Annotated in this window: 26 protein-coding genes; 9 read left to right on the forward strand and 17 right to left on the reverse strand. The window is 68.4% G+C overall.

Features of this window, described 5'->3' with window-relative positions:
• Positions 1 to 3: 3 nt before the first annotated feature.
• Entirely contained in the window at positions 4 to 435 is a 432-nt protein-coding gene (locus tag ACLJRL_RS20045) for a winged helix-turn-helix transcriptional regulator (protein WP_410657744.1), read from the reverse strand.
• Positions 436 to 583: 148 nt separating this feature from the next.
• Here ACLJRL_RS20045 and ACLJRL_RS20050 point away from each other — a divergent pair, with 148 nt between their 5' ends.
• Together ACLJRL_RS20050 and ACLJRL_RS20055 are read left to right on the forward strand one after the other, a co-directional pair.
• Positions 584 to 1,030 carry an SRPBCC family protein gene (locus ACLJRL_RS20050; RefSeq protein ID WP_410657745.1) on the forward strand — a complete coding sequence of 149 codons (447 nt, stop codon included), beginning with the start codon at positions 584 to 586 and terminating at the stop codon, positions 1,028 to 1,030.
• A gap of 9 nt (positions 1,031 to 1,039) precedes the next feature.
• Positions 1,040 to 1,738 (forward strand): SDR family oxidoreductase, encoded by a 699-nt coding sequence (locus tag ACLJRL_RS20055; RefSeq protein WP_410657746.1) that lies wholly within the window; start codon positions 1,040 to 1,042, stop codon positions 1,736 to 1,738.
• On the opposite strand, the gene ACLJRL_RS20060 is transcribed toward ACLJRL_RS20055, so the two are convergent.
• From ACLJRL_RS20060 to ACLJRL_RS20070, 3 genes are all read right to left on the reverse strand, one after another.
• Complete coding sequence (locus ACLJRL_RS20060) at positions 1,735 to 2,610, reverse strand: TIGR03620 family F420-dependent LLM class oxidoreductase (RefSeq protein ID WP_410657747.1); 876 nt, start codon at positions 2,608 to 2,610, stop codon at positions 1,735 to 1,737. The two genes, ACLJRL_RS20055 and ACLJRL_RS20060, sit on opposite strands and share 4 nt — an antisense overlap.
• Positions 2,611 to 2,681: 71 nt before the next feature.
• On the reverse strand, positions 2,682 to 3,023 hold the full coding sequence (locus ACLJRL_RS20065; protein WP_410657748.1) for an ArsR/SmtB family transcription factor: 342 nt from the start codon (positions 3,021 to 3,023) through the stop codon (positions 2,682 to 2,684).
• Between the two features lie 21 nt (positions 3,024 to 3,044).
• A complete protein-coding gene (locus ACLJRL_RS20070; RefSeq protein ID WP_410657749.1) occupies positions 3,045 to 3,938 on the reverse strand; it encodes an NADP-dependent oxidoreductase in 894 nt (297 codons plus the stop codon).
• A 70-nt stretch (positions 3,939 to 4,008) separates the two neighbouring features.
• Here ACLJRL_RS20070 and ACLJRL_RS20075 point away from each other — a divergent pair, with 70 nt between their 5' ends.
• Entirely contained in the window at positions 4,009 to 4,590 is a 582-nt protein-coding gene (locus ACLJRL_RS20075) for a TetR/AcrR family transcriptional regulator (RefSeq protein ID WP_410657750.1), read from the forward strand.
• A gap of 158 nt (positions 4,591 to 4,748) precedes the next feature.
• Here the strand turns inward: ACLJRL_RS20075 and ACLJRL_RS20080 are convergent, their stop codons facing one another.
• Positions 4,749 to 5,783: a WD40/YVTN/BNR-like repeat-containing protein gene (locus ACLJRL_RS20080; RefSeq protein WP_410657751.1), complete on the reverse strand. Its 1,035-nt coding sequence runs from the start codon at positions 5,781 to 5,783 to the stop codon at positions 4,749 to 4,751.
• A 79-nt stretch (positions 5,784 to 5,862) separates the two neighbouring features.
• The gene (gene pafA / locus ACLJRL_RS20085; RefSeq protein ID WP_410657752.1) at positions 5,863 to 7,221 is read right to left on the reverse strand and encodes a Pup--protein ligase; all 1,359 of its coding nucleotides are present in this window, start codon (positions 7,219 to 7,221) and stop codon (positions 5,863 to 5,865) included.
• Positions 7,222 to 7,369: 148 nt separating this feature from the next.
• Between pafA and ACLJRL_RS20090 the strand changes: the two genes are divergently transcribed.
• Positions 7,370 to 8,845, forward strand: coding sequence for a bifunctional phosphatase PAP2/diacylglycerol kinase family protein (locus ACLJRL_RS20090; RefSeq protein ID WP_410657753.1), 1,476 nt, complete (start codon positions 7,370 to 7,372; stop codon positions 8,843 to 8,845).
• 9 nt (positions 8,846 to 8,854) lie between these two features.
• On the opposite strand, the gene ACLJRL_RS20095 is transcribed toward ACLJRL_RS20090, so the two are convergent.
• On the reverse strand, positions 8,855 to 9,829 hold the full coding sequence (locus tag ACLJRL_RS20095; RefSeq protein WP_410657754.1) for an ArsR/SmtB family transcription factor: 975 nt from the start codon (positions 9,827 to 9,829) through the stop codon (positions 8,855 to 8,857).
• A gap of 286 nt (positions 9,830 to 10,115) precedes the next feature.
• Here ACLJRL_RS20095 and ACLJRL_RS20100 point away from each other — a divergent pair, with 286 nt between their 5' ends.
• Entirely contained in the window at positions 10,116 to 10,754 is a 639-nt protein-coding gene (locus ACLJRL_RS20100) for an RICIN domain-containing protein (RefSeq protein ID WP_410657755.1), read from the forward strand.
• 68 nt (positions 10,755 to 10,822) lie between these two features.
• On the opposite strand, the gene prcA is transcribed toward ACLJRL_RS20100, so the two are convergent.
• The 4 genes from prcA to dop form a co-directional block, all read right to left on the reverse strand.
• Positions 10,823 to 11,599, reverse strand: coding sequence for a proteasome subunit alpha (gene prcA, locus ACLJRL_RS20105; RefSeq protein ID WP_410657756.1), 777 nt, complete (start codon positions 11,597 to 11,599; stop codon positions 10,823 to 10,825).
• A 63-nt stretch (positions 11,600 to 11,662) separates the two neighbouring features.
• Entirely contained in the window at positions 11,663 to 12,499 is an 837-nt protein-coding gene (gene prcB / locus ACLJRL_RS20110) for a proteasome subunit beta (protein WP_410657757.1), read from the reverse strand.
• A gap of 73 nt (positions 12,500 to 12,572) precedes the next feature.
• Positions 12,573 to 12,767 (reverse strand): ubiquitin-like protein Pup, encoded by a 195-nt coding sequence (locus ACLJRL_RS20115; protein ID WP_037319666.1) that lies wholly within the window; start codon positions 12,765 to 12,767, stop codon positions 12,573 to 12,575.
• A gap of 97 nt (positions 12,768 to 12,864) precedes the next feature.
• The gene (gene dop, locus ACLJRL_RS20120) at positions 12,865 to 14,367 is read right to left on the reverse strand and encodes a depupylase/deamidase Dop (protein WP_410657758.1); all 1,503 of its coding nucleotides are present in this window, start codon (positions 14,365 to 14,367) and stop codon (positions 12,865 to 12,867) included.
• A gap of 43 nt (positions 14,368 to 14,410) precedes the next feature.
• Between dop and ACLJRL_RS20125 the strand changes: the two genes are divergently transcribed.
• Positions 14,411 to 14,923, forward strand: coding sequence for an NUDIX hydrolase (locus tag ACLJRL_RS20125; protein ID WP_410657759.1), 513 nt, complete (start codon positions 14,411 to 14,413; stop codon positions 14,921 to 14,923).
• An 8-nt stretch (positions 14,924 to 14,931) separates the two neighbouring features.
• Here the strand turns inward: ACLJRL_RS20125 and ACLJRL_RS20130 are convergent, their stop codons facing one another.
• From ACLJRL_RS20130 to ACLJRL_RS20140, 3 genes are read right to left on the reverse strand one after another with little or no spacing between them, the layout of a single operon-like run.
• The gene (locus tag ACLJRL_RS20130) at positions 14,932 to 15,537 is read right to left on the reverse strand and encodes a hypothetical protein (RefSeq protein WP_410657760.1); all 606 of its coding nucleotides are present in this window, start codon (positions 15,535 to 15,537) and stop codon (positions 14,932 to 14,934) included.
• Positions 15,538 to 15,592: 55 nt separating this feature from the next.
• Positions 15,593 to 16,546: an aldo/keto reductase gene (locus ACLJRL_RS20135; RefSeq protein WP_410657761.1), complete on the reverse strand. Its 954-nt coding sequence runs from the start codon at positions 16,544 to 16,546 to the stop codon at positions 15,593 to 15,595.
• A gap of 36 nt (positions 16,547 to 16,582) precedes the next feature.
• A complete protein-coding gene (locus ACLJRL_RS20140; protein ID WP_410657762.1) occupies positions 16,583 to 16,918 on the reverse strand; it encodes a hypothetical protein in 336 nt (111 codons plus the stop codon).
• A gap of 170 nt (positions 16,919 to 17,088) precedes the next feature.
• Between ACLJRL_RS20140 and ACLJRL_RS20145 the strand changes: the two genes are divergently transcribed.
• Positions 17,089 to 18,000 carry a DMT family transporter gene (locus ACLJRL_RS20145; RefSeq protein ID WP_410657763.1) on the forward strand — a complete coding sequence of 304 codons (912 nt, stop codon included), beginning with the start codon at positions 17,089 to 17,091 and terminating at the stop codon, positions 17,998 to 18,000.
• Positions 18,001 to 18,059: 59 nt separating this feature from the next.
• Here ACLJRL_RS20145 and arc read toward each other — a convergent pair whose 3' ends face one another.
• Positions 18,060 to 19,862 (reverse strand): proteasome ATPase, encoded by a 1,803-nt coding sequence (arc, locus tag ACLJRL_RS20150; protein WP_410657764.1) that lies wholly within the window; start codon positions 19,860 to 19,862, stop codon positions 18,060 to 18,062.
• Positions 19,863 to 20,223: 361 nt separating this feature from the next.
• On the opposite strand from arc, the gene ACLJRL_RS20155 reads away from it, so the two are divergent.
• Complete coding sequence (locus tag ACLJRL_RS20155) at positions 20,224 to 21,048, forward strand: hypothetical protein (protein WP_410657765.1); 825 nt, start codon at positions 20,224 to 20,226, stop codon at positions 21,046 to 21,048.
• A gap of 7 nt (positions 21,049 to 21,055) precedes the next feature.
• Positions 21,056 to 21,511 carry a hypothetical protein gene (locus tag ACLJRL_RS20160; RefSeq protein WP_410657766.1) on the forward strand — a complete coding sequence of 152 codons (456 nt, stop codon included), beginning with the start codon at positions 21,056 to 21,058 and terminating at the stop codon, positions 21,509 to 21,511.
• A 79-nt stretch (positions 21,512 to 21,590) separates the two neighbouring features.
• On the opposite strand, the gene ACLJRL_RS20165 is transcribed toward ACLJRL_RS20160, so the two are convergent.
• Both ACLJRL_RS20165 and ACLJRL_RS20170 read right to left on the reverse strand, forming a co-directional pair.
• The gene (locus ACLJRL_RS20165) at positions 21,591 to 22,415 is read right to left on the reverse strand and encodes a tRNA (adenine-N1)-methyltransferase (RefSeq protein WP_410657767.1); all 825 of its coding nucleotides are present in this window, start codon (positions 22,413 to 22,415) and stop codon (positions 21,591 to 21,593) included.
• Between the two features lie 62 nt (positions 22,416 to 22,477).
• Complete coding sequence (locus tag ACLJRL_RS20170) at positions 22,478 to 23,629, reverse strand: M50 family metallopeptidase (protein ID WP_410657768.1); 1,152 nt, start codon at positions 23,627 to 23,629, stop codon at positions 22,478 to 22,480.
• Positions 23,630 to 23,696 lie beyond the last annotated feature (67 nt).

Genomic DNA, 23,696 nt, shown 5'->3' on the forward strand with positions numbered 1-23,696 from the left:
ACCCTAGCCCGCTCCGTCCGCCTCGATGGTGAGAGCCGTCGAACGCGCGTCGTAACGGTCCCTGGCCACGTCGACCTCGTCGAACCGCGTCTCCGCCCAGTCCTTGATACAGGCCAGCAAGGACCGGAGGCTGATGCCGAGTTCGGTCAGTTCGTAGTCGACGCGGACCGGGACGCACGGGGTGACGGTGCGGGTCAGCAGGCCGTCGCGTTCGAGGGTCCGCAAGGTCTGGGTGAGCATCTTCTGACTGACGCCGGCGATGCGACGAGAGAGGTCGCTGTAGCGCTGGGGGCCGTCGCCGAGCGCTACCAGGATGAGGCTGACCCACTTGCCCGAGACCTCGTCGAGCAGCTTCCGGGCCGGACAGGCCGCGAGATAGGCGTCGTAGGCCTGTTTCTCGTCGTTTCGCCGTTCCTGTGCCGTGCGCGTGACCACGGTTCGCCGTACCTCCGCCTGCGTAGGGCACCTCGAAGTGCGTACTTCCCGATAGAGAGTAACTCCCCCGAGGTTCACGGCTCAGCGTCCGATTCTTCGCGAGTGCCATAAGTTGACGCTTACTTAAGCTCATAGTTATATTCGCCTCATGAACAACGAAGAGACCCGGCTCGAACTCCGGCGCGAATACCCGGACCCGATCGACGACGTGTGGTCGGCGCTCACCGAGTCCGAGCGCATGGCCCGCTGGATCGGCACGTGGACGGGTGCGGCCGGGGTCGGCAACACGATCATGCTGTTGATGACCGCGGAGGAAGGCTCGGAACCGAATCCCGCCGTCATCCGCGAGTGTGATCCGCCGAAACGGCTGGTCGTGGATCTGGACAACCCCGGGCAGCCGATGTGGCGGGTGGAGCTGACCTTGACCCCGCAGGGCGCGGGGACGGTACTCGACTTCGTGCACCTGATGCCGGCGTCCGACTGGGACACTTCGGACATTCGCAAGGGCTGGCACTTCTATCTCGACCGGCTCGGCGCCTCCCTCATCGGTGAACCGGTGCCGCAGTGGGACACCTACACCGCGCCCGCCGAATAGCTTGGAGGCATGAACGATCGAGTACTGCTGATCACCGGTGCGTCGCGCGGCCTCGGCGAAGCCACCGCACGCCGGGCCGCGGCCGCCGGGTACCGCCTGGCGTTGCTCTCCCGCGACCGCGAGGCGCTGCTCTCCCTCGTGGCCGAGTTCGGCGAGGACCGCGCCCTCGCGCTCGCCGTGGACGTCACCGACTGGGGCTCGCTGTCGTCGGCCGTCGAGACGGTGAAGAAGACCTTCGGCCGGCTGGACGCGGTGTTCGCCAACGCGGGGCAGAGCGTCGTGGTCTCGTTCTTCGGGGACGGCGGCGCCGAACCCGAGCAGTGGCGGGACATGGTGCTGACCAACGTCTACGGCACCGCGCTCACCGCACGCGCCACCTTGCCGTCACTGGCGGAATCGAAGGGCCATCTGGTGCTCACCGGCTCGGTCGCCGGCCGGTACCACCGGCCCGGAAACCTTTACTCCGCAACGAAATGGGCGGTGACCGGGCTCGCCGGATCCATTCGGGAAGAGGCCGTCGGCACCGGTGTCCGGGTCACCGTGGTGCAGCCGGGACTGGTCGACACCACGATGATCCCGGACGACGCGAAGTCGAAACCGAAGCTCGAGCCCGACGACATCGCGAGGGCTGTGCTCTACGCACTGGAGCAACCGCCCTCGGTCGACGTCAACGAGATCGTGGTCCGCCCGACCGGTCAGATCCGCTAGCGCGACACCGGGTGCGGCAGCAGCGCTTCGGCCAGCCGCCGCCAGTACGGCATCGCCGACTCACCGGGTTCGACGCCGATGACCTGGATCCCGACGTGGTCGGCACCGGCGTCGAGGTGGCCCTGCAGCTTGCCGGTGATGGCATCGACATCGCCCCAGAACACGAGATCGTCGACGAGCCGGTCGCTGCCCCGGCCACCGTCGATGTCGGCTTCGGTGTAGCCGAGGCGGAGGAACTTGGCGACGTTGTACTCCGACGTGAGATACCCGTGCAGGTGCTCGCGGGCGATCTCGCGTGCCTTGATCGGGTCCGTCTCGAACAGCACCGCGTGCTCGACGCCGAGGAAGGCCTTGTCCCCCAGCACTTCCCTCGCCTGGACGGTATGCGGCACGGTCACGTGATAGGTGTGCGCGCCTTCGGACCGGTCGCGGGCGAGTTCGAGCATCTTCGGCCCGTACGCGGCCAGCAGACGTCGCATCGGCGCGCCCGGTAGCGGGTTGGCGCTGGTGACCGTGTCCAGCTCGTCGAGGTAGTCGTTCATCGCCCGCAACGGTTTGACGCCGGGACGCGCACCTCCGAAGCCGAGTCCCAGGACGTGCCGATCCGGGTAGGCGTCGGCCAGCAGGAGCGCCGCACCACGGGTCCAGCGTGCCCCGCGGGATCCGATCCGCGCGATCCCGTTGACGACGCTGACGCGTTCGGTGGACGCGAGCAGGAATCCGGCGTGGGTCAGCGCTTCACGGCCGTCCCGTTCCGGGATCCAGATCGCGGGCCAGCCGAGTTCTTCCAGTTCCTGGACCGCATCGCGCAGCATGCTCGCCGGCTGGTCCTCGAAGTCGAACGTCCAGATCCCGAAACGCCCCAGTTCCATCTGTTTCTCCTCAGCTCGAGTACAACATATCGAAGTATCGCAGATTCTCGATACGTTGTACTCGAGGAGGGTCAGATAGAGCGTCCGAGCAGGTCGACGAGCTGCGCGATCCGCCGCTCGTCGCGGCGATAGTGGGTCCACTTCCCCACCCGGGTGGACTTCACGAGCCCGGCGCGCTGCAGCAGTGCCATGTACGCCGACACCGTCGACTGCGCGAGTCCCAGCTTCTCCTGGAGGTGGCTCACGCAGACGCCGACCTCGTTCTGGTCGGCGATCGCCTTCTCCGGCGGGAAATGCCGATCAGGCTCGCGCAGCCAGCCCAGCACCTGGAGCCGGACCGGGTTGGCCAGTGCCTTGAACACCTCGACGAGGTGCTCGGCGGCATCCGGGGCGGGTTCGGTGTGTGCGGTCATGGTCCTTCGAGTTTAACCAAGTCAGACGACCATGACCCGGCGCCCGCGTGCGTGACCGGCATGGCTGTCGATATGCGCTTCCACGGCTTCGGCGAGCGTGTACGACTTCTCGACCGGGATGTGGAGCTTCCCCCGTGAGATGAGGTCGGCGGCCACGGCGAGCGCGTCCGGCACGCTCCCGGCCACGCCGGAGAATCGGACACCGAGATCCGGCGCACCGAGATCGGCGATGGTGAGCACCTTCAGTGGATCCCCGGTCAGCTCGACGAGCTCACGGATCACGCCCGAGCCGGCCAGATCGAGAGCCGCGTCGACAGGGCCCAGCACCCGCACCCGCTCGACCCAGCCCTCGCCGTACGTCGTGGCGACGGCGCCGAGGCCGCGCAGATAGTCCTGGTTCGCGGCGCCGGCGACGCCGATCACCGTGATGCCGCGGTCACGGGCGATCTGCAGCACCGCCGACCCGACTCCCCCGGACGCTCCGCTGACCAGCAGCGTCTGCCCGGACCGCACACCGACCTCTCGGATGAGGCGCAGCGCGGTCTCCACCACGGAGGGATACCCCGCCGCCTCTTCGAACGTCAGGCCCTCGGGCATCCGGGCCCAGGCCGTCAACACGGCGAACTCGGCATAGGTGCTCAGGCCTTCGCCGAACACGGGGTCGCCGACCTCGACCCCTTCGACACCCTCGCCGACCTCGTCCACCACCCCGGAGGCGTCCAGCCCGACCCCGGAGGGCAACTCGATCGGATGGGCCCCCAGGACCTGACCTTCACGGATCCTCCAGTCGACGGGGTTCACGCCCGCCGCCCGCACGGCGATGCGCACCTGACCGGGGCCCGCGTGGGGCTCCTCGGCATCCAGGAGCCGCAGAACGTCCGGACCGCCGAATTCGGCAAAGCTCACTTTCTTCATGCGATCGACCGTAGCACTAACGGTTAGGGTTTTGAAACAGCTATGGATTTGCATCTGATAGCGTCAGGCGATGACCGTGCCGACCGGACGCCGTGAGCGCAAGAAGGCCGCGACGCGCCAGAACATCGCCGACACCGCCCTGCGGCTCTTCCTGGAACGCGGGTACGACGCGGTGGGCATCCGCGAAGTGGCCGCCGAGGCCGACGTGGCCGTCACGACGCTCTTCTCCCACTTCGCCTCGAAAGAGGCCCTTATGTTCGAGCAGGACACGAACTTCGAGCACCGCCTCACGCAGGCGGTCACCGGCCGGGCACCGCACGAGCCGCTCATCCCCGCGCTACACCACGAAATGCGGGACATGGTGCGACATTGCGCGGCGGACAGCGCCGCGCCGATCTGGCGCATGATCGACGACTCGCCCGACCTGCGGGAGTACGAAGAGTTGATGAAGCTGCGCCACGCGGGGTCGCTGGCAGCGGCCATCGCCGCCGATCTCGGGCTGTCACAGACCACGACGGCGTGCCGGGCGATCGCGAGGTTCGTGGTCGACGCTCATTCCCTGGCCCGCGTGGCGGCCGACCCGGACGCCGCGGTGGACGAGATCTTCCGGATGATCGACGCGGCCTGGGAGGTCAGCGTCGCAGGTCCGTGAAGGCCTCCTTGACGGACTCAGAGTCCCTCAAAGTTCCCCTCACCCGTCTCGGAACAGCACCTCTGGCCTCAACACGTCCCCAAGTACGTGAAGGCCCCCTTCACGTACTTGTGGTCACAGGACTGCCGGGCGTCGGGGTCCACCAGAACCCGAATCACTCACGACAGTCGGGCGGCCCGGCCTTTCGCCCCGCTCGCCCAGCACGCGCCGCGGGCACAGTCGACCGAGTCGAGGGAGCCGGTGTCGAACGACTTCCAGTGCCGTCCGCCGTCCGGGCTCAGGTCGCTGCCGCCGGGACCGACGGCGATGACCGTGTTCCCCAGCCACGCCAGACCTGAGCGGTAGCCGACAGGCGCTTCCGAGGGCGTGCGCCAGGTGCGCCCCTTGTCGGCGCTGAGCGCGACGGCCGGGCCGGGCGCGTTCGGGGCGGCGTAGTCGCCGCCGATGGCCACGCCGTGGCGCGGATCCCGGAACACTACCGAGAAGACGCCGGCGGAAGCACCGCTGGGCAGCGGGGTGTCGGCTGCTTCCCAGGTCGTCCCGCCGTCGCCGGAATGCAGGACTCGGGCGCGCGCTCCACCGCCGGTGGCGATCCAGGCGTCACGCGGGCCGGCGGTGGTCAGGCATTGGCCGCTGGCGGCGAACCCGAACTCGTCCGGCAGCGCGGGAACCATGCCCTCGGCGGGCACCTGCCGCCAGGTGCGGCCGCCGTCCGAAGTGGACTGCAGGCGGAACTTGCCGTCGACCGGGTCGCTCATCGCGAGACCGCGGCGGTGGTCGAAGAACGCGATGCAGTCGTAGAAGGCGGCCGGGTCGCTGTTCTGGAAGGACAGTCGCCAGCTCTTACCGCCGTTGTCGGTGCGGTAGATGCGGGACGCGTCGCCGGGCCCGATGGACAGGGCGACGGCGTGGTCGGCGTCGAAGGCCTCGATGTCGCGGAAGTCGAGCGCAGCGGTCTCGGGCGGTGCGACGGGTTTCCAGGAGCGGCCGCGGTCGGTGGTGCGCAGGATCGTGCCCTTGCTTCCGCTGACCCACGCCGTCTGCGCGTCCACGGCGGACAGTCCGCGCAACTGCGCGTCCGTACCGGTCGGGGTCTCCGTCCACGTGGGATCGGGACACTCCGGCGCGGCTTGCGCGACACCGGTGAACGCGAGCGGGACGATCGCTCCCAGCAGGACCAGCAACGCACGCATCGGCGTACCTCTCCCTCGAAGATCCGTGAAGGCCACCTTAAGGGACTCAGAGTCCCTCAAGGTGGCCTTCACGGACCAATCAGAGTGAGCTGATCAGGCGCTCGACACGTTCGTCCACCGAGCGGAACGGGTCCTTGCACAGCACGGTCCGCTGCGCTTGGTCGTTCAGCTTCAGGTGCACCCAGTCCACGGTGAAGTCGCGCCCGGCGGCCTGCGCGGCGGCGATGAAGTCGCCGCGCAGCTTCGCCCGCGTGGTCTGCGGCGGAGTGTCCTTGGCCAGTTCGATCTCGCCGTCGTCGGTGACCCGGCGGACCAGACCCTTGCGCTGCAGCAGATCGAAGATGCCGCGGCCGCGGCGGATGTCGTGATAGGCCAGGTCGAGCTGCGCGATCCGCGGGCTCGACAGGTCGAGGTCGTGCTTGTTGCGGTAGCGCTCGACCAGCCGGTGCTTGATCGCCCAGTCGATCTCGGTGTCGATCTTGCTGAAGTCCTGCTGCTCGACGGCTTCCAGCGCCCGGCCCCACAGCTCGACGACCCGCTCGGACTGGGGCGATGAACCGGTCTCCTTGACATGCTGGACCGCGCGGGCGTGGTACTCGCGCTGGATGTCCAGAGCGGATGCCTCGCGACCGCCGGCGAGCCGCACCTGGCGGCGGCCGGTGAGGTCGTGGCTGATCTCGCGGATCGCCCTTATCGGGTTGTCCAGCGTGAAGTCACGGAACTGGATGCCGGCCTCGATCATCTCCAGCACCAGGTTCGCCGACCCGACCTTGAGCAGCGTCGTCGGCTCGGCCATGTTCGAGTCGCCGACGATCACGTGCAGGCGCCGGTAGCGCTCGGCGTCGGCGTGCGGCTCGTCGCGGGTGTTGATGATCGGCCGTGAACGGGTCGTCGCGCTGGAGACGCCTTCCCAGATGTGTTCCGCTCGCTGGGACAGGCAGTACACCGCGCCGCGCGGGGTCTGCAGGACCTTCCCCGCGCCGCAGATGAGCTGCCGGGTCACCAGGAACGGCAACAGCACGTCGGCGATCCGGGAGAACTCCCCCGCACGGGTCACGAGGTAGTTCTCGTGGCAGCCGTAGGAGTTGCCCGCCGAGTCGGTGTTGTTCTTGAACAGGTAGATGTCGCCGCCGATGCCCTCGTCGGCCAGGCGCCGCTCCGCGTCGACCAGAAGGTCTTCGAGGATCCGCTCCCCCGCCTTGTCGTGCGTGACGAGCTGGACGAGGTCATCACATTCGGCCGTGGCGTACTCGGGGTGGGAGCCCACGTCGAGGTAGAGCCGGGAGCCGTTCGACAGGAAGACGTTCGAGGAACGCCCCCAGGACACGACACGCCGAAACAGATAGCGCGCCACTTCGTCGGGGGAAAGCCTGCGTTGCCCGTGAAAGGTGCACGTGACCCCGAACTCGGTCTCGATGCCAAAGATCCGCCGCTGCATGCCTCCCAGAGTAGGCGGTGAAGACCCACCGACGGTGCGCCGTTCGGGCGTCGACACGCGGTCGGTACGTTGCATTCGGTGAAAGGTGTGCGAAAAGTCCCGATCGGGTATCACGCACATGTCAGCCCGACCCGGAAGCGGTGAAACCGTGTTAAAGCAGCTCAAGCGCCCTTTCCGCAAGGTCGGCCGGACCGACCGCAGGTTGATGGCACGGAGCGCTGCGCTGCCGAGGACGCGGGCCGACGACGTGATCACCGCGCTCTCCAAAAGTGCGGACAAATCCAAGCTCTGGTGGTGTGTCGCGGTCCTGCTGGCGGCCAAGAAAGGCCCGACACGCCGAGGCGCGCTGCGGGGCGTGGCCGCCATCGCCGGGGCGAGCGCCGCGGCGAACCTGATCGGCAAACCGCTGTTCCCCCGCCGCCGTCCGGCGGCCGAAGAGGTGCCGATGCACCGGCGGCTGGTCCGTCGCCCGACCTCCTCGTCGTTCCCGTCCGGACACTCCGCGTCCGCGGCCGCTTTCATCACGGCCGTCGCGATGGAATCCCCCAAAGCCGGCGCGGCCCTGGTCCCGCTGGCCGCCGCCGTGGCCTATTCCCGTGTCCACACCGGTGTCCACTGGCCCAGTGACGTCGGCGTGGGGATCAGCATCGGGGTCGGCGCGGGCCTGCTCACCCGGCACTGGTGGCCGCTGAACCCCGACGTCCCCGGGCGCACCGCCCACACCGCGGAAGCACCCGAGATGCGCGACGGCGAGGACATGCTCGTCCTGGTCAACCCGCACTCCGGGATCGACGGCCGCGACCCGACCGAGGACGTCCGCTTCGCCTGGCCCAAGGCCACCCTGCTCTACCCGGACCCCAAACGGGACCTGCGCGATCAGCTCGTCGACGAGATCACTTCGAGCGACAACACCGTGCGGGCGCTCGGCGTCGCCGGTGGGGACGGCACGGTGGCGGCGGTGGCCGCCGTCGCGGCCGACCACGACCTGCCGCTCGCGCTCATCCCCGCCGGCACCCTCAACCACTTCGCCCGTGACGTCGGCATGCGCGCCATGCCCGACGCCGACGCCGCGACCGAAGCCGGCAACGCGGTCGGCGTCGACCTCGGCGAAGTCGAGATCAACGACGACGACCACCGCTACTTCGTCAACACCGCCAGCCTCGGCGGCTACCCGGAAATGGTGCGGATCCGGGAAAGGCTGCAGAAGCGGCATCCGAAGTGGCCCTCCGCGGCGATCGCGCTGGCCCGCACGCTCCGGCGCGCGAAACCGCTCGAAGTGACCCTCAACGGCAAGCACACCAGCATCTGGCTGCTGTTCGTCGGCAACGGCACCTACGCGCCGAAGGGGTTCGCCCCGTCGCACCGCCCGGCGCTCGACACGGGTCTGCTCGACGTCCGCTACCTACGCGCCGACCTGCCCTACTCGCGCGCCCGGTTCGTCCTGGCCACCCTGACGAACAGCCTCAACGCCAGCCACGTCTACCAGGAACTCGACGTCCCCGAGCTGCGCGTCCGGCTGCTCAACGGCAACCGTCGCGTCGCCACCGACGGCGAGGTCGGCCCGCTCGGCAACGAGTTCCAGTTCCGGTCCCGGCCCAGCGCGCTCACCATCTACCGGCTCTAGGCACTGTGCCTAGGCGCCCAGCAGCGCGCTACCCAGCGGGGTCAGCGAGTGCAGCACGGTGTTGCGGTCACGTGCGGTGGTGATCAGCCCCGCACGCCGCAGCACCGTGGCGTGCTTGCTGACCGCCGACGGTGTCACGCCCAGCCGGGCGGCCAGCTCCGAGGTGCTGCACGCGACCGCGAGAACCGCAAGTGCCGCCGCCCTCGTCGGCCCGAGCAGGTCGGCCAAGGCGGTGTCGGGCGATCTTCGGGCGTCACGTCCGTATCCGGTCGACGGGCCCGCCTGCCGCGCCGACGGGTACAGCAGCCGGACGGGTCCGTCCGCGGCGGCCGGGACGATCACCGGGCACACCGCGAAGTACGTCGGCGAAACCACCAGCCCGGCCCCGCCGGTGCCGCAGGCTCCGACGATCCCGTCCCCGACCTCCAGCACTGGGGACGACCAGCGCACCATCGGCCGCAGGCTGGTCAGCATGGCGTCCACGCCCTCGTTCAGCACCAGTTGCGCCCGCATCCCCCGGTCCGCGTCGACCTGCGCCTTCGCCGCGTCCCAGCCCAGCGCCAGCGCCAGCTCGAAATAGTCCTCCAGCGCCTGGACCAGCACCGGCAACCCCGAGGTGTCGCCGTCGGCCAGCCCCGCCGCCCAAGCGGGCAGGTCCCGGTTCACCGGGGCGTCCCGCAACGCCGTCTTCAGGCACACCGACTCGGTCCGCCCGATCGCCGCCAGTCCCGGTTCCAGCCCGGATTCATCCGAACCTGGCACGAGAAAACCCGGAATGGGCGCGTACGGCCGGCACAGCCACAACAGCACCGAGGCCGACTCCGGCAGCCCGAGCCGCACTCGGTGCCGCCACCGGTTGAACAACGCCGAACCTGCGTCGCGGCGCTGCAGGATCTGCAGGCTCGACACCAGCTCGGCCAACGGGTCGGCTTCGGGCGCGAGCCGGACGCGCGTCAGGTCCTGCAACGTCAGCTCGATACGCACGGATATCCTCGCCCCTGATCAAAGTCCTCGCCGTGTGATCGTGTGCCAGGCCATTCCGTTACAGGACTGAAGTGCGTTATTTCCCCTCCCGGAAATCTCCTCGACGACAGTGGTTCAGACCTGAATGATGTTCACAGAAGGTCCGCTTCTCGGGGGTTTACGCGGGCCTTCCACGAGGGGGAATCACCGGTAGTACCCACTGGCCACGCATTCGTCGTGGTCCGGCGACGGCTGCCGTTCCCCTTCACTCACTGGGAGAAAACGCTTTCCACAAAGGGGAAAGAAAATGACGAAAATGAAGCGCCTGGCGGGAATCATCGCCGCCGCCGCGGGTGTCCTGACGCTCGCGACCGCGCCCGCCGCCACCGCTGCCCCGCAGCCCACCGGCGACGGATTCAAGACGGTCACGATCAACGGCATCAAGCTCATCCCGGTCAAGGCTCCCGGCACCGCCGGTGCGCGGGCGCAGGCAGCCGAAGACCCGCTGTACCTGGTCCCGTCCGCGCTCGACCCGAACAAGTGCTGGGACGCCGACCTCAACTCGATCAACCGGAACGGCACCAAGGTGCAGCTCTGGGACTGCAACGACCAGGCCGCGCACCAGATCTTCCGGTTCTCCGTGAACCCCGAGGGTTTCATCCGCTTCCAGAACTACGCCAACAACCGGTACCTGGACGCCGACCTCAACTCCATCAACGGCAACGGCACCACCGTCCAGCTGTGGGACTTCGTGGCCGGCGCCAAGAACCAGTGGTGGGGCAGCACCTCGCTCCCCGAGGGCTACACCCGCTTCCCGAACTCGCAGAGCGGCCGTCAGCTGACCGCGGCCAATGGCGCGAGCACCGCCAACGGCACGCGGCTCATCCTGTGGGACTTCGTGGCCGGCGCGCGGAACCAGTGGTGGGGCGACACGCCCTCCCAGTGATCTGAAGTGACGTGAAAAGGCCCCCTTCCCGGCGATCACCGCGGGAAGGGGGCCTTTCACGTTCTGGCTCAGTCCTTGGACTTGTCCTCGGGCTTCTTGTCGCCCTCGGCCTCGGCGTCGTCTTCGGCCGGCTCTTCCGGTACGGCCGGCAGCAACGCTTCCAGCGCCGCACCGGCGATCCGCCGGAACTTGCGGCCGCGCCGCTCCCGCTCCAGGACGGCGACCTCGAGCTTCACCGGATCGGTGTCACCGTTCGCGCCGGCCGGAGGGGCAGGAGTGTTGTCGCGCAACGCCTTCACCGCGACCCCGAGCGCCACGTCCAGTTCCAGGTCCGGCTCGTAGCTGTCCTTCAGCTTCGTGGTGAGCGTGTCCGCCTGGCCACCCATCACCACGTACTCCGGCTCGTCGAAGATCGAACCGTCGTAGGTCAAGCGGTACAGCTGGTCCTCGGCCGCGGTCGCGCTGACCTCGGCGACACAGACCTCGACCTCGAACGGCTTCAGCTGCTCGGTGAAGATGCTGCCCAGCGACGCGGCGTAGGCGTTCGCCAGCGCACGCGCGCTGACGTCCCGCCGGTCGTACTGGTAGCCCTTCAGGTCCGCGTGCCGGATCCCGGCCACCCGCAGGTTTTCGAACTCGCTGTAGCGGCCCACGGCCGCGAAGCCGATCCGGTCGTAGATCTCCGACACCTTGTGCAACGTCGCCGAAGCGTTCTCGGCCACGAACAGCACGCCACCGCGGTACTTGAGCACGACCACGCTCCGGCCGCGCGCGATGCCCTTGCGCGCGATCTCGGAACGTTCCCGCATCAACTGCTCAGGAGATGCGTACAACGGCATCGTCACTGTGGTGCTCCGCTCTTTTCTGGGCTCTTGCCGGCCCTCATCGGAAAGGGAAAGGGAGGACGGCTAGCGCCCGCGCTCGGCGCGGGCGGCCACGATCGCCTCGGCCACCGCGGTCGTCTGCTCCAGCGGCAACGCCACCGCGCCCTGTTCCGCGGTGATCGTCACGATCGTCGGGAAGATCCGGCGCACCAGATCCGGCCCTCCGGTCGCGGTGTCGTCGTCCGCAGCGTCGTACAACGCCTCGACCGCCACCCGGATCGCGCCTTCGGCGTCCGAGTCGGGGTCGTACAGCTTCTTCAGCGAGCCCTTCGCGAACAGCGAACCCGAACCGATGGCGTGGTAACCGGCGTTCTCCTCGTACCGCCCGCCCGTCGGGTCGTACGACACGATCCGGCCCGCGTGCTTCGCGTCTTCCGCGTCGAGGTCGTACCCGACGAACAGCGGCAGCACGGCGAGGCCGGCCATCGCCATCTCCAGATTGGCCTTCACCAGTCCGGCGAGCTTGTTCGTCTTGCCGTCGAGCGAGAGCGAGACGCCCTCGATCTTCTCGTAGTGCGCCAGTTCGACCGCGTACAGCCGCACCATCTCGATCGCCAGCCCGGCCGAGCCCGCGATCCCCACCGCCGAAAACTCGTCGGCGACGTGCACCTTTTCCATGTCCCGCGAAGCGATCAGGTTGCCCGACGTCGCCCGCCGGTCACCGGCGATCAGCACCCCGCCGGCGAACTTGACCGCCACGATCGTCGTACCGTGCGGCACGTCGAGCCCGCTCGCTCCGGCCACGGCACGCCGCTCCGGGAGCAACTCGGGCGCCTGTGCCCGAAGGAAGTCCGAGAACGACGAGGTCGCCGACGAGAAGTACGCGGCGGGCAGCGCCGACTTACCCGAGGTGTATTCCATACGTGCTCAAAGTTCCCATCTGTGTGATCCGCCGGCTCTGCGCGGGCGGCCGCGGACGGCCGCCACCGACGAGCTACTCGCCGCCCTTTTGCACGTACGCGCGAACGAAGTCCTCGGCGTTCTCCTCGAGCACGTCGTCGATCTCGTCGAGGATCGTGTCGACGTCCTCGCCGAGCTTCTCGCGCCGCTCTTGGCCCGCCGGTCCGCCGTCCTCGAACTCCTCGTCCGAGTCGCCGCCGCCGTGCTTTTCGATCTTTTCCTGAGCCATCTCGCCTCCCGGTGTGGCCGATGTTTCCTAGCCTACCCAGCGGTCCCGACATTCCGTGGGATCCGTGATCGCTTAACCCTGAGGAAAGGAGATCCCGCTAGTCCGAACCGGTGAGCGCTTCCACCAGCTCCTCGGCCGTCGCGGAGTCGTCCAGCAACTTCCCCACGTGGGCCTTCGTACCCCGCAACGGCTCCAACGTCGGGATCCGCACCAGCGATTCCCTGCCGACGTCGAAGATGACCGAATCCCACGAGGCCGCGGCGATGGAGTTGGCGTACTTCTCCAGCGTCCGGCCCCGGAAATAGGCCCTGGTGTCCGTAGGCGGCGTCGTGACCGCTTCCAGCACCTCCTCCTCGGTCACCAGGCGCTTCATCGAGCCCCTCGTGACGAGCCTGTTGTACAGGCCCTTGTCCAACCGGACATCCGAGTACTGCAGGTCGACCAGCCGCAACCGCGGCGCTCCCCAGGCCAGCTGGTCCCGCGCGCGGTAGCCCTCGAGCAACCGCAGCTTCGCCGGCCAGTCCAGCCTGTCCGCGCACTCCTGCGGATCCCGCGCCAGCGCGTCCAGGATCTCGCCCCACACCCGCAGGACCTCCTTGGAGGCCTCGTCCGCGCCGGTGCGCTCCAGGTTCGCCGAAGCGATCTCGTGGTAGGCGAACTGCAGGTCCAGCCCGGTGTACTTCCGTCCGTTCGCGAGCGACACCTGCGCCTTCAGCGTCGGGTCGTGGCTGATCTGGTGCACCGCCCGCACCGGCTCGTCCAGCTTCAGGTCGTCGAACCGGATCCCGGCCTCGATCAGGTCGAGCACCAGGGCCGTCGTCCCGACCTTCAGATAGGTCGAGTACTCGGCCAGGTTCGCGTCACCGATGATGACGTGCAGCCGGCGGTACTTGTCCGCGTCCGCGTGAGGCTCGTCGCGGGTGTTGATGATGCCCCGCTTCAGGGTGGTCTCCAGGCCGACCTCGACCTCGATGTAGTCCGAGCGCTGCGAGAGCTGGAAACCGGCTTCCTCGCTCTGCTGCCCGATCCCCACCCGGCCCGAACCGGTCATCACCTGGCGCGACGCGAAGAATGGCGTCAGTCCCGCGATCACCGCCGTGAACGGCGTCGACCGCTGCATCAGGTAGTTCTCGTGCGTGCCGTAGCTCGCGCCCTTGCCGTCGACGTTGTTCTTGTAGAGCTGCAAACGCGGCTGGCCGGGCACGCTGGCGGCCTTGCGCGCCGCCTCCTCCATCACCCGTTCGCCCGCCTTGTCCCAGATGACCGCGTCCCGCGCGTTCGTCACCTCGGGCGCCGAGTACTCAGGGTGCGCGTGGTCGACGTACAGCCGCGCGCCGTTGGTCAGGATCACGTTCGCCGCGCCGAGGTCCTCGACGTCCGGGTCGTGCCCAGGCCCGCTCGGCCCGGTCAAGTCGAACCCCCGCGCGTCGCGCAGCGGCGATTCCACTTCGTAGTCCCATCGCGCCCGCCTGGCGCGCGGGACGTCCGCCGCCGCCGCGTAGGCCAGCACGACCTGTGTCGAGGTGAGTACCGGGTTCGCCGTCGGGTCGCCCGGCACCGAGATGCCGTACTCGACTTCGGTTCCCATGATCCGCCGCATACCCACCACCCTACGGGGTAGAAGCCGTGCGACGATGCCCCCCATGTCAGGCAGTGACGAACTCGTTGCGCTCTATGACCTCGGCGGAGCCGTCGTGGGGGCGGCCACCCGCGCCGAGGTCCGCGCCGGAGGGCTCTGGCACGCCGCGGGTGTGGTCTTGGTCCGATCGGGTGACGGCAACTCCGTCTACGTGCACCTGCGCACGCCCACGAAGGACGTCTATCCCTCCACTTGGGACTGCTGGGCGGGCGGTGTCGTCGCAGCGGGCGAGACACCGGAAGACTGCGCGAGCCGCGAACTGGCCGAAGAACTCGGCATTCACGGAGTAGGACTGCGGCCGCTGTTCACCCACGTCTATGACGAAGGCACCATCCGCTGCCACAACTTCGCGTTCGAGGCGCGCTGGGACGGCGCCTTCGTGCATCAGCCGTCGGAAGTCGTGGAAGGGCGCTGGATGACACTCGAAGAGTTGCGTTCATGGCTCGACGACCCGTCGAGCCCGTTCGTTCCGGACGGACGGCTGGGCGCACTGGAATGGTTCCGGCAGCAGGCTTAGACCGTGTCCTAGGCCGAACGCAGGCGCTGCGCCACCAGCGGCAGCAACCGCTTCGCCGCGTCGGTCGCGCGTGCTTCCGTCCCGGCGGTCACGCTCAGTGCGGAGACCAGGTTCCCCTTGGCGAGCAACACGGTGCAGGTCGTCCCCTCGCACCACGCCCGCTGCGTCTCGATGCCGGACGGCTTCGTCAGCGTGAGCTTCTTGCCCTCGCAGTCCGCCTGCGCGACGACCTCCGAGGCCTTGCGGTCGCGGTACTCGGTCACCTGATGCTCGAGCGTCGAACCGCTCGGGTACGACCACGCCACCGAACGGCTCGTGCCGCGGGTGAGACCGGTCAGACAGCCGGACACCTTGCTCTCGCCCGGAACGACCTCTTCCTCGGCGACGTCCTCATCGGTCAGCAACGCGGCGGAAACGGCCGCGGGCACCGGGGCCGAGGTCGGCGGAGGCGACACAGAGGCGGCCTGTGGCCGTACCGAAGGCTGAACCGGCTCGACCGTGGGAGTCGGTGTCGGGTCGTCGTAATAGGTGTCGAGGTCGTTCGGCCGGTCGGCGCACCCCGACAATCCGAACAGGGCGACCGTCGCCACCGCGAGTACCTGCCGATGACGCACCCTCTAGCCTCCCCGGTGACCCGCCCGATGTTTGCCGCGAGAGTAGTCCAGCCGCTCAGTGCCAGCCGAGGCAGGACCTGTGCCGCCAGTACGCGACGGGTACTTCGGCCAGCGTCGCCAGTTCTTCCAGCTCATCGGGGGTCGGCTTCACCTGTGCGGCAAGGAGATTCTCCGCGAGCTGTGCCGTGCTCGACGGACCGATGACCGCGACCGGGAGCCAGTCCTGTGCCAGTACCGCCGCGATCGCCATCGCGTCCGGCCCCGCCTCGTGCTCCCGCGCGATCCGCGCGAGCGACGGCGGCGGTTCGACCACCAGCCGCCCGTTCGCCACCGTTTCCTTGACCAGCACCCGTTTCCCGGCCGCGTGTGCCTCCGCGAGCGCGGGGCCCACCGACGGTTCGAGCAGGTTCCAGGTCGACTGCACGGCACTGAAGACCGGCGTTCCGGACACTTCGAGCTCGAACGCGCGACGGACGGCGTCGGCCTGCGCCGGGCCGGACGTGGAGAATCCCACCGGGACACCTTCGGCGGAGAGTTCGGCCAGCGCGCCGATGAGCCGCTCGTCGGTGAACAGCGGACTGTCCACGGTGAGCGAGTGGACCTGGTAGAGCGAGACGGATTTCCCCAGCAGGCCAACGGTTTCCGCCCACTGCTCGGCGAGCCGCGGCGCGGTGTGCTCCTTGACCTCGTGCACTTCGGCGTCGAGCCGCCACTCCCCGACGTAGCGGTAGCCCCATTTACTCGAAACCGTCACGTCCGGATGGGCGCGGTCGGCGAGCCAGCCGGCGAGGAAGTCTTCCGAAGAACCATACGAACGGGCGACGTCGATCCAGCGGACACCCGCGCGGTACGCGTCGTCCAGTACGGCGTACGTCGCCGCGCGCATGGCCTCGAAGTCGCGTCCGGGCGGGAGCACGTCGGAGCGGCCGAGGTTGATGTACGCGGGCCTTCCGAGTGCCGCCAGCCCGACGGCTATCCGCTCGTCGATGCGGTTTTCGGACTCTGTCACCGGATTCTCTTCTCTCCCGGTCGGCGGTATAGGCCGTTATACGTTCTTGTGGCGAAGGATCGCGAGCCACTGGCTCGAATTCTGTGCCTGCCGATGGAGCTTTTCGAGGCGGGCCGCCGGGGCCCGAACGTATCCCTTGCCGAAGACCGGCGCGATCTGGCGGAGGCTGGCGCCCTCTTCCCTGGCGGCGAGCAGCGCCCAGTCGGACGCGTCGGCGCAGGCGGCGGAAGCGCGCCGCAGCTCCCCCAGCAACTCGATGAGTTCGGGGGCGCTCACCTCTCCTGATTGGACGGCGACCGCCGTCGTTTCCAGCCAGGCGAGGACATCGGCTTCGGTGATGGGGGCACGAGGGCGTCCTGGAGTTTCGCTCACGGTGTCGCAGTATAGAGCGTTATACGCTCGTCTACCGTGAACACCACGCCGGAATGTTTCCCCGGCCGAGGCGCACCCGTGAGCTCGGACACGACGTCCGAAAACCGCTGGAGTACACAGTGGAATCCAGCTTCACTGAGCCCGAAGGCGCGGACTCGGAAGAAGGATAAGTGGGACAATTCGGAATCGCGATCAGGTTCGCGGCGCTCGCGATCGTGTGGGGCGCGAGTTTTCTGTTCATCAAGGTCGGCCTGACCGGCCTTTCGCCGTCGCAGGTGGCACTCTCCCGCATCTGTCTCGGCGCGCTGGCGTTGATCGCCATCGCCGCCTGGCGCCGCAAGCCGCTCCCCCGTGATCCGGCGCTGTGGGGCCATCTCGCGGTCGTTTCGGTACTGCTGTGCGTCATCCCGTTCCTGCTGTTCTCCTGGGCCGAGCAGTACATCTCGTCCGGGCTCGCGAGCATCTTCAACGCGACGACCCCGCTGATCACCATGCTCATCGCGGCCGCCGCGCTGCCGGCCGAACGGTTCACCAAGGCCCGGACGACCGGGCTGGTCCTCGGTTTTCTCGGCGTGCTCACGATCGTCGGGGTCTGGCAAGGGATCGACGTCTCGCACGAACTGACCGCGCAACTGGCGTGCCTCGGCGCGACGACCTGTTACGGCATCTCGTTCGTCTACGTCCGGCGGTTCATCTCCGGCCGGAACCTCGACGCGCCGACCATCGCGCTCGGGCAGGTCTGTTGCGGCGCCGTGGTGATGCTGCTGCTCGCGCCGTTCATCGCGACGTCGCCGGTACACCTGGACACGCCGATCGTCCTCAGCATGATCGCGCTCGGCGCACTGGGTACCGGTCTCGCCTACGCCTGGAACGCGGCGATCATCGCCGAATGGGGCGCGTCGAACGCTTCGGCGGTGACCTACCTCACACCCGTTGTCGGTGTCCTGCTCGGTGTCCTGGTCCTCGACGAACCTCTGGCGTGGAACCAGCCCGTCGGCGCGTTGCTCGTCGTACTGGGCATCCTGGCCGCGCACGGACGGCTGAGCCCGCGCAAGAAGCTGAAAGACCCCGTACCCGTCTGAGACGCGACGAAGGGGTCCTTCACCGCATGCCATGCGGTGAAGGACCCCTTCGGCTCTGACTACAGGTACTGACCGGTGTTCGTGGCGGTGTCTATGGCCCGCCCCGAATCCTGGTTCTTGCCGGTGACGAGCGTGCGGATGTAGACGATCCGCTCGCCCTTCTTGCCGGAGATCCGGGCCCAGTCGTCCGGGTTGGTGGTGTTGGGCAGGTCCTCGTTCTCCGCGAACTCGTCGACGATCGCGTCCAGCAGGTGCTGCACGCGCAGGCCGGGCTGCTGGGTCTCCAGCACCGACTTGATAGCCGACTTCTTCGCCCGGTCCACGATGTTCTGGATCATCGCGCCCGAGTTGAAGTCACGGAAGTACAGGACTTCCTTGTCACCGTTGGCGTAGGTGACCTCGAGGAACCGGTTCTCGTCCGTCTCCTCGTACATCCGCTCGACAGTGTGCTGGATCATCGCGTCGAACGTCGCCCGACGGTCCCCGCCGAACTCGGCGAGGTCGTCCGCGTGGATCGGCAGACCGTCGGACAGGTACTTGGAGAAGATGTCCTTCGCGCCTTCGGCGTCCGGACGCTCGATCTTGATCTTGACGTCGAGCCGGCCCGGCCGCAGGATCGCCGGGTCGATCATGTCCTCACGGTTGGAGGCGCCGATGACGATGACGTTCTCCAGCCCTTCCACACCGTCGATCTCCGAGAGCAGCTGCGGGACGATCGTGGTCTCCACGTCGGAGGACACGCCCGAACCGCGAGTGCGGAAGATCGAGTCCATCTCGTCGAAGAACACGATCACCGGGGTGCCTTCGGAGGCCTTTTCCCTGGCCCGCTGGAAGATCAGGCGAATATGCCGCTCGGTCTCCCCGACGAACTTGTTCAACAGCTCAGGACCCTTGATGTTCAGGAAGTAGGACTTCCCGTCCTCCGCGTCGCCACGCGCCTGTGCCACCTTCTTGGCGAGCGAGTTGGCCACCGCCTTGGCGATCAGGGTCTTTCCGCAGCCAGGAGGCCCGTAGAGCAGCACACCCTTGGGCGGGCGCAACTGGTACTCCTGGTAGAGGTCCGCGTGCAGGAACGGAAGCTCGACGGCGTCTCGGATCTGCTCGATCTGCCGTTTCAGGCCACCGATGTCCTCGTACTGGACATCGGGCACCTCCTCCAGCACGAGATCCTCGACTTCCGCCTTCGGCACGCGCTCGTAGGCGTATCCGGCCTTCGAGTCGACCAGCAGCGAATCGCCCGGCTTGAGGCGCTGTTCGGACAGCGGATCGGAGAGCAGGACGATCCGCTCCTCGTCCGCGTGCCCGACCACGAGCGCACGAGGGCTTCCGCCCACGACGTCCGGGGCCAGTACCTCACGCAACGCGCAGACTTCGCCGATCCGCTCGAAGTCACCGCCCTCGACCACGGTGAGCGCCTCGTTGAGCCGCAGCGCCTGTCCGCGCTGCAACGACGAGATCTCCACCGCCGGTGAGACCGAAACCCGCATTTTGCGGCCCGCGGTGAACACGTCCACCGTGTTGTCCTCGTAAGCGGTCACGAACACGCCGTAACCGCTGGGAGGCTGGGCCAGCCTGTCGACCTCCTCTCGCAACGCGAGCAACTGGCCACGCGCCTCGCGGAGCGTCTCGACCAGCTTCGTATTGCGTTCGGTGAGTTGGCTCACACGTTCCGACGCCTCGGCGAGTCGCTGCTCCAGCACTCGGTTCTGGCGTGGCGAATCGGTGAGCTTCCGGCGAAGCAGAGCGACTTCCTCCTCGAGGAAGCGAACTTGACGTGCCTGCTCGTCGGATGTGATTCCAGGTCCGGTCGTTTCTGAAGGGTCGGCCTCCTCGCGCCGACCTCCGGGAAGGTCATGATGCATTGGGCACCTCCTCGGAGTGCTTTTCATTCCACGGTACCGGCGATCACCGACAAGAAAAGGCCTTTCCGCATTACAAGATCGGCGCGTCGCCTTCCTGATGACCACACAGCACGTACGTTCCCACCGCGCAAGAGGCCATCCCGGTGCCGGGCCCTCCAGGCCCACGGTCACAATCCGTCCACCTGCCCTGACCTGCGACGAGTTCCCGGCTCCTACGTGGTGCAAACGGGTTCTCGGTATCAGTTCGGCCCTAATCGAGCGGCGATCCGGCTCGATGGCTAGCATCGGGCCGACGTTCGCCGGGCAGGCGAACCGGTACTCGAGTTGAGCATTTTCGCAGAACAGCTAGGGGGCAACAGCCATGACCTACCCGCCGCAGCAGCCCGGCGGCTACGGCCAGGATCCGTACGGCCAGCAGGGCGGGTACCCGCAGAGCGGCCCCCAACCGCAGCAGGGATACCCCGGTGCCGGCCAGTACGGCCAGCAGGGCCAATACGGCCAAGACCAGTACGGTCAGCAGCAGGGCGGCTACCCGCAGAGCGGCCCTCAGCCCCAGCAGTTCGGGCAGCCGGACCAGTACGGTCAGCAACAGGGCGGCTACAACGCCTATCCGCCGGAAGGCGGTGGCTACGGCGAGCCGCCGAAGAAAAAGAAGACCGGGCTCATCGTCGGCATCGCGGTCGGTGCCGTCGTCCTGGTCGGTGGCGGGGTCACCGCACTGGTCATCGCGCTGAACTCGGGTGACGACGGCAACAACACCGCCGCGCCGCCTCCCGGTTCCAGCAGTGCGGCTCCGACGGGCTCATCGGCCCCGAAGACCTCGGCCTCGGGTTCCACCAGGAGCAAGTCGAGCTCGCCGAGCACCTCCGCCAGCAGGGGCTCCGGCCCCGCGCCCGGCGGCAAGGCCACCCCGCAGGACGTCTTCGAGGGTGCCGCGGCCTCTTACAGCGGCGGCGACAAGAAGGCCTTCCTCGACCTGGTCTGCCGCAGTGAGAACCCCAAGGACGACGGCAAGCCCCTCGAGACCATCAAGCTCGAGATCACCGAACCCGCCAAGGAAAGCGGTGACCGGGCGACCGGGCGCTACCGGGCGACCCAGGGCACCAAGGTCGCGGAGGGCACCATCACCGCGGCCAAGGAGTCGGGCGTGTGGTGTCTCAAGGACATCAAGGCCGAAAAGAAGTGACGCTCCGGTGACGGTGAGCCGCAAGCTCACCGCCACAGCGGCGGTGGTCGGCGCGGTCGTGGCCGGTGTCGTGGTGGGGCTGCTGCTCGTGGCCCCGTCCGGCTCCGACCCGGCCGCGTCGAGCGCCGCGGCACCGCCGCCCTGGCCGAGTTCGTCCCGGCCCGTCCCGGTGGATCCGGACGTGGCGGCGGTCGAGGTGGTCGGCGAGGCGATCGCCGCGGCCATCGTCAATCACGACGCGACGGCGTTCGGCAAGCTCACCTGCGTGCAGCAGTCGTCGGCCGATCTGGCCGAGCTGAAACGGAAATGGGAGGCCGCGGGCAAGGTGACCGCGACCGTCCCGGACCCGCCGTCGGTCGGTGGCGACTCCGCCACCGTGACCGTTCACGTCGAAGGCGCCGGCGGCCAGAAGGACACCCCGTTCCCGCTCAAGAAACGCGACGGAAAATGGTGCGTTCCGTGATGTGAGCCCGGGCGTGTCGCGAAAGAGGCCCCGCAGGACGTTCGCTGTCCCACGGGGCCTTTGTCGGTCTATATCCGTTTCATCCCTTGCCGGAGCGGCGGTGGACGCGGGGCGAAACGGTCCCGTCGGCGAGACGGCGCGCGGTCAGCAGGAACGCGGTGTGCGCGACCATCCGGTGATCCGGCCGCACGGCGAGACTCACGACGTGCCAGGGCCGCATGAGCGTCTCGAACGACTCCGGCTCGGTCCAGCACTGCTGATCCCGCAAGGCTTCGGTGATCCGCGAAAGCTGCGTGACCGTCGCGACGTAGACCGTGAGCACACCACCGGGCACCAGCTGCGCGGCGACGTTCTCCAGCTGGTCCCAGGGCGCCAGCATGTCGAGCACCACCCGGTCGACCTCGCCGGTGTGCGTCGACAGATCCGCGACCGTCAGCGACCAGTTGTCCGGCTTGCCGCCGAAGAACTTCTCGACGTTCCGCTCGGCGTGCTCGGCGTGGTCGTCCCGGATCTCGTAGGACTGGACGGTGCCTTCCGAACCGACCGCCCGCAGCAACGAACAGGTCAGCGCACCGGATCCGGCGCCCGCCTCCAGCACGCGCGCGCCCGGGTAGATGTCGCCCCACATCACGATCTGCGCGGCGTCCTTCGGGTAGATCACCTGCGCGCCGCGCGGCATCGACAGCACGTAATCCGGCAGCAGCGGGCGCAGCGCCAGATAGTGGCTGCCGCCGGCCGAAGTGACGACCGAACCCTCCTGCGCCCCGATCACGTCGTCGTGCGCCAGCGCACCGCGATGGGTGTGATATTCCTGTCCCTCGGCGAGCACCATGGTGTAGTGCCGCCCCTTGGAGTCGGTCAGCTGAACCCGGTCACCAACACGAAACGGCCCTCGGACCGACACTGAACCTCCATAGCCACGAACACCCTGATCGACGACCGATCCTCGCAGGTGGTCGTCCCGCGCTACGCCGGGGGTCGGCTCCGGGTCATCGCGGCTCGCAGGTCTTCACGCCGGAGCACGCCCGCGGGCCTGCCTTCGTCGTCCACCACGAGAAACTGCCATGCGGCCGTTTCCCGGACCCGCGCGGCGATCTCCTCACCGGACTCCGAGGAAAGCAGCACCGTGTCGGCACGGATCGGTTCCGCGGCCATCTCGGCGGGCGCGTGCGGCGACGTTCCGGCCAGCTGCGCGGCGGCCGTCTCGTCGAGCAGTCCCGCCGCGACACCGTCGGCGCGCACCAGGACCACCCCACGGCCCGCGGAGGCGGCCAGCGCGTCCGAGACGGGGCTTTCCGCGGGCAGCTGGAGAACGGGCCGGATCAGCTCGCTCAGCCGCACTCCTTCGGGCCAGCCGCGGCGTGACTCGGCGGCGAGTTCGCTGCGCGCGCCGAGGATCACGAACCAGGCCGTCACGACGCAGACACCGAGCCGCAGCCAGCGATCCTCGCTGCCGGCCGCGAGTCCCCAGAGCGCCCAGACGAGCAGCCCGGCCGCGACGAGACCGCCACCGACGACGGCGGCCCGGGTGCCCTTCTCCCGTTGCCCGGTGGCGGCCCAGACCCCGGCGCGCACCAGCCGCCCGCCGTCGAGCGGAAGACCCGGCAGGAGATTGAAGATCCCGACCGCGAGGTTGGCGACGGCGCATTCGGCGATGAGCAGCCACACCGCGCCGTCCGGCGGCACGGCGAACATGAGCAGACCGCAGAAAGCACCGAGCAGCAGCGAAACCGCCGGACCCGCCGCGGCTACGAGGCCTTCCTGCCGCGGCTGCCGGGGTGTCCGGGCGACCTCGGACAGTCCACCGAGGAGGAACAGGCGCAGCCGCCGGACCGGGATGCCCAGGCGCAGCGCCACGAGGCAGTGCCCGAGTTCGTGCGCCAGCACCGAAAGTCCGAGCAGGACGGCGAACGCGGCAGCGAGCAGCCACGACGTCAGCGTGCTCGCGCCGGGCAGCAGCCGTCCCACCAAGGGCGTGTAGAGCACCACGATGATGAGCGAGCCGATCCACCAGGACGGCGCCAGCAATACGGGGATTCCGGACACGCGGAACAGCAGGAGCCCGCCCTCGGGCGCCACGCCTCGTCGAGGCGGACCCTGCTCACCCGTCACCGCCATGGATCAGAGCGTAGATGCCGAGGTGTGGGGTACCGGTAACCCGCCCGGCCCGTCCGGGTGGTGTCGG

Source organism: Amycolatopsis sp. lyj-112 (genome assembly GCF_046549055.1).
GTDB lineage: Bacteria > Actinomycetota > Actinomycetes > Mycobacteriales > Pseudonocardiaceae > Amycolatopsis.

Coding starts and splice junctions, on each gene's coding strand:
- pafA (WP_410657752.1), bottom strand. CDS start 7,221: ATGCAGCGGCGGATCTTTGGCATCGAGACCGAGTTCGGGGTCACGTGC.
- ACLJRL_RS20115 (WP_037319666.1), bottom strand. CDS start 12,767: ATGGCTCAGGAAAAGATCGAAAAGCACGGCGGCGGCGACTCGGACGAG.
- arc (WP_410657764.1), bottom strand. CDS start 19,862: ATGCATCATGACCTTCCCGGAGGTCGGCGCGAGGAGGCCGACCCTTCA.
- ACLJRL_RS20075 (WP_410657750.1), top strand. CDS start 4,009: ATGACCGTGCCGACCGGACGCCGTGAGCGCAAGAAGGCCGCGACGCGC.
- ACLJRL_RS20070 (WP_410657749.1), bottom strand. CDS start 3,938: ATGAAGAAAGTGAGCTTTGCCGAATTCGGCGGTCCGGACGTTCTGCGG.
- ACLJRL_RS20155 (WP_410657765.1), top strand. CDS start 20,224: ATGACCTACCCGCCGCAGCAGCCCGGCGGCTACGGCCAGGATCCGTAC.
- ACLJRL_RS20080 (WP_410657751.1), bottom strand. CDS start 5,783: ATGCGTGCGTTGCTGGTCCTGCTGGGAGCGATCGTCCCGCTCGCGTTC.
- prcB (WP_410657757.1), bottom strand. CDS start 12,499: ATGGAATACACCTCGGGTAAGTCGGCGCTGCCCGCCGCGTACTTCTCG.
- ACLJRL_RS20055 (WP_410657746.1), top strand. CDS start 1,040: ATGAACGATCGAGTACTGCTGATCACCGGTGCGTCGCGCGGCCTCGGC.
- ACLJRL_RS20125 (WP_410657759.1), top strand. CDS start 14,411: ATGTCAGGCAGTGACGAACTCGTTGCGCTCTATGACCTCGGCGGAGCC.
- dop (WP_410657758.1), bottom strand. CDS start 14,367: ATGCGGCGGATCATGGGAACCGAAGTCGAGTACGGCATCTCGGTGCCG.
- ACLJRL_RS20060 (WP_410657747.1), bottom strand. CDS start 2,610: ATGGAACTGGGGCGTTTCGGGATCTGGACGTTCGACTTCGAGGACCAG.
- ACLJRL_RS20100 (WP_410657755.1), top strand. CDS start 10,116: ATGACGAAAATGAAGCGCCTGGCGGGAATCATCGCCGCCGCCGCGGGT.
- ACLJRL_RS20065 (WP_410657748.1), bottom strand. CDS start 3,023: ATGACCGCACACACCGAACCCGCCCCGGATGCCGCCGAGCACCTCGTC.
- ACLJRL_RS20170 (WP_410657768.1), bottom strand. CDS start 23,629: ATGGCGGTGACGGGTGAGCAGGGTCCGCCTCGACGAGGCGTGGCGCCC.
- ACLJRL_RS20050 (WP_410657745.1), top strand. CDS start 584: ATGAACAACGAAGAGACCCGGCTCGAACTCCGGCGCGAATACCCGGAC.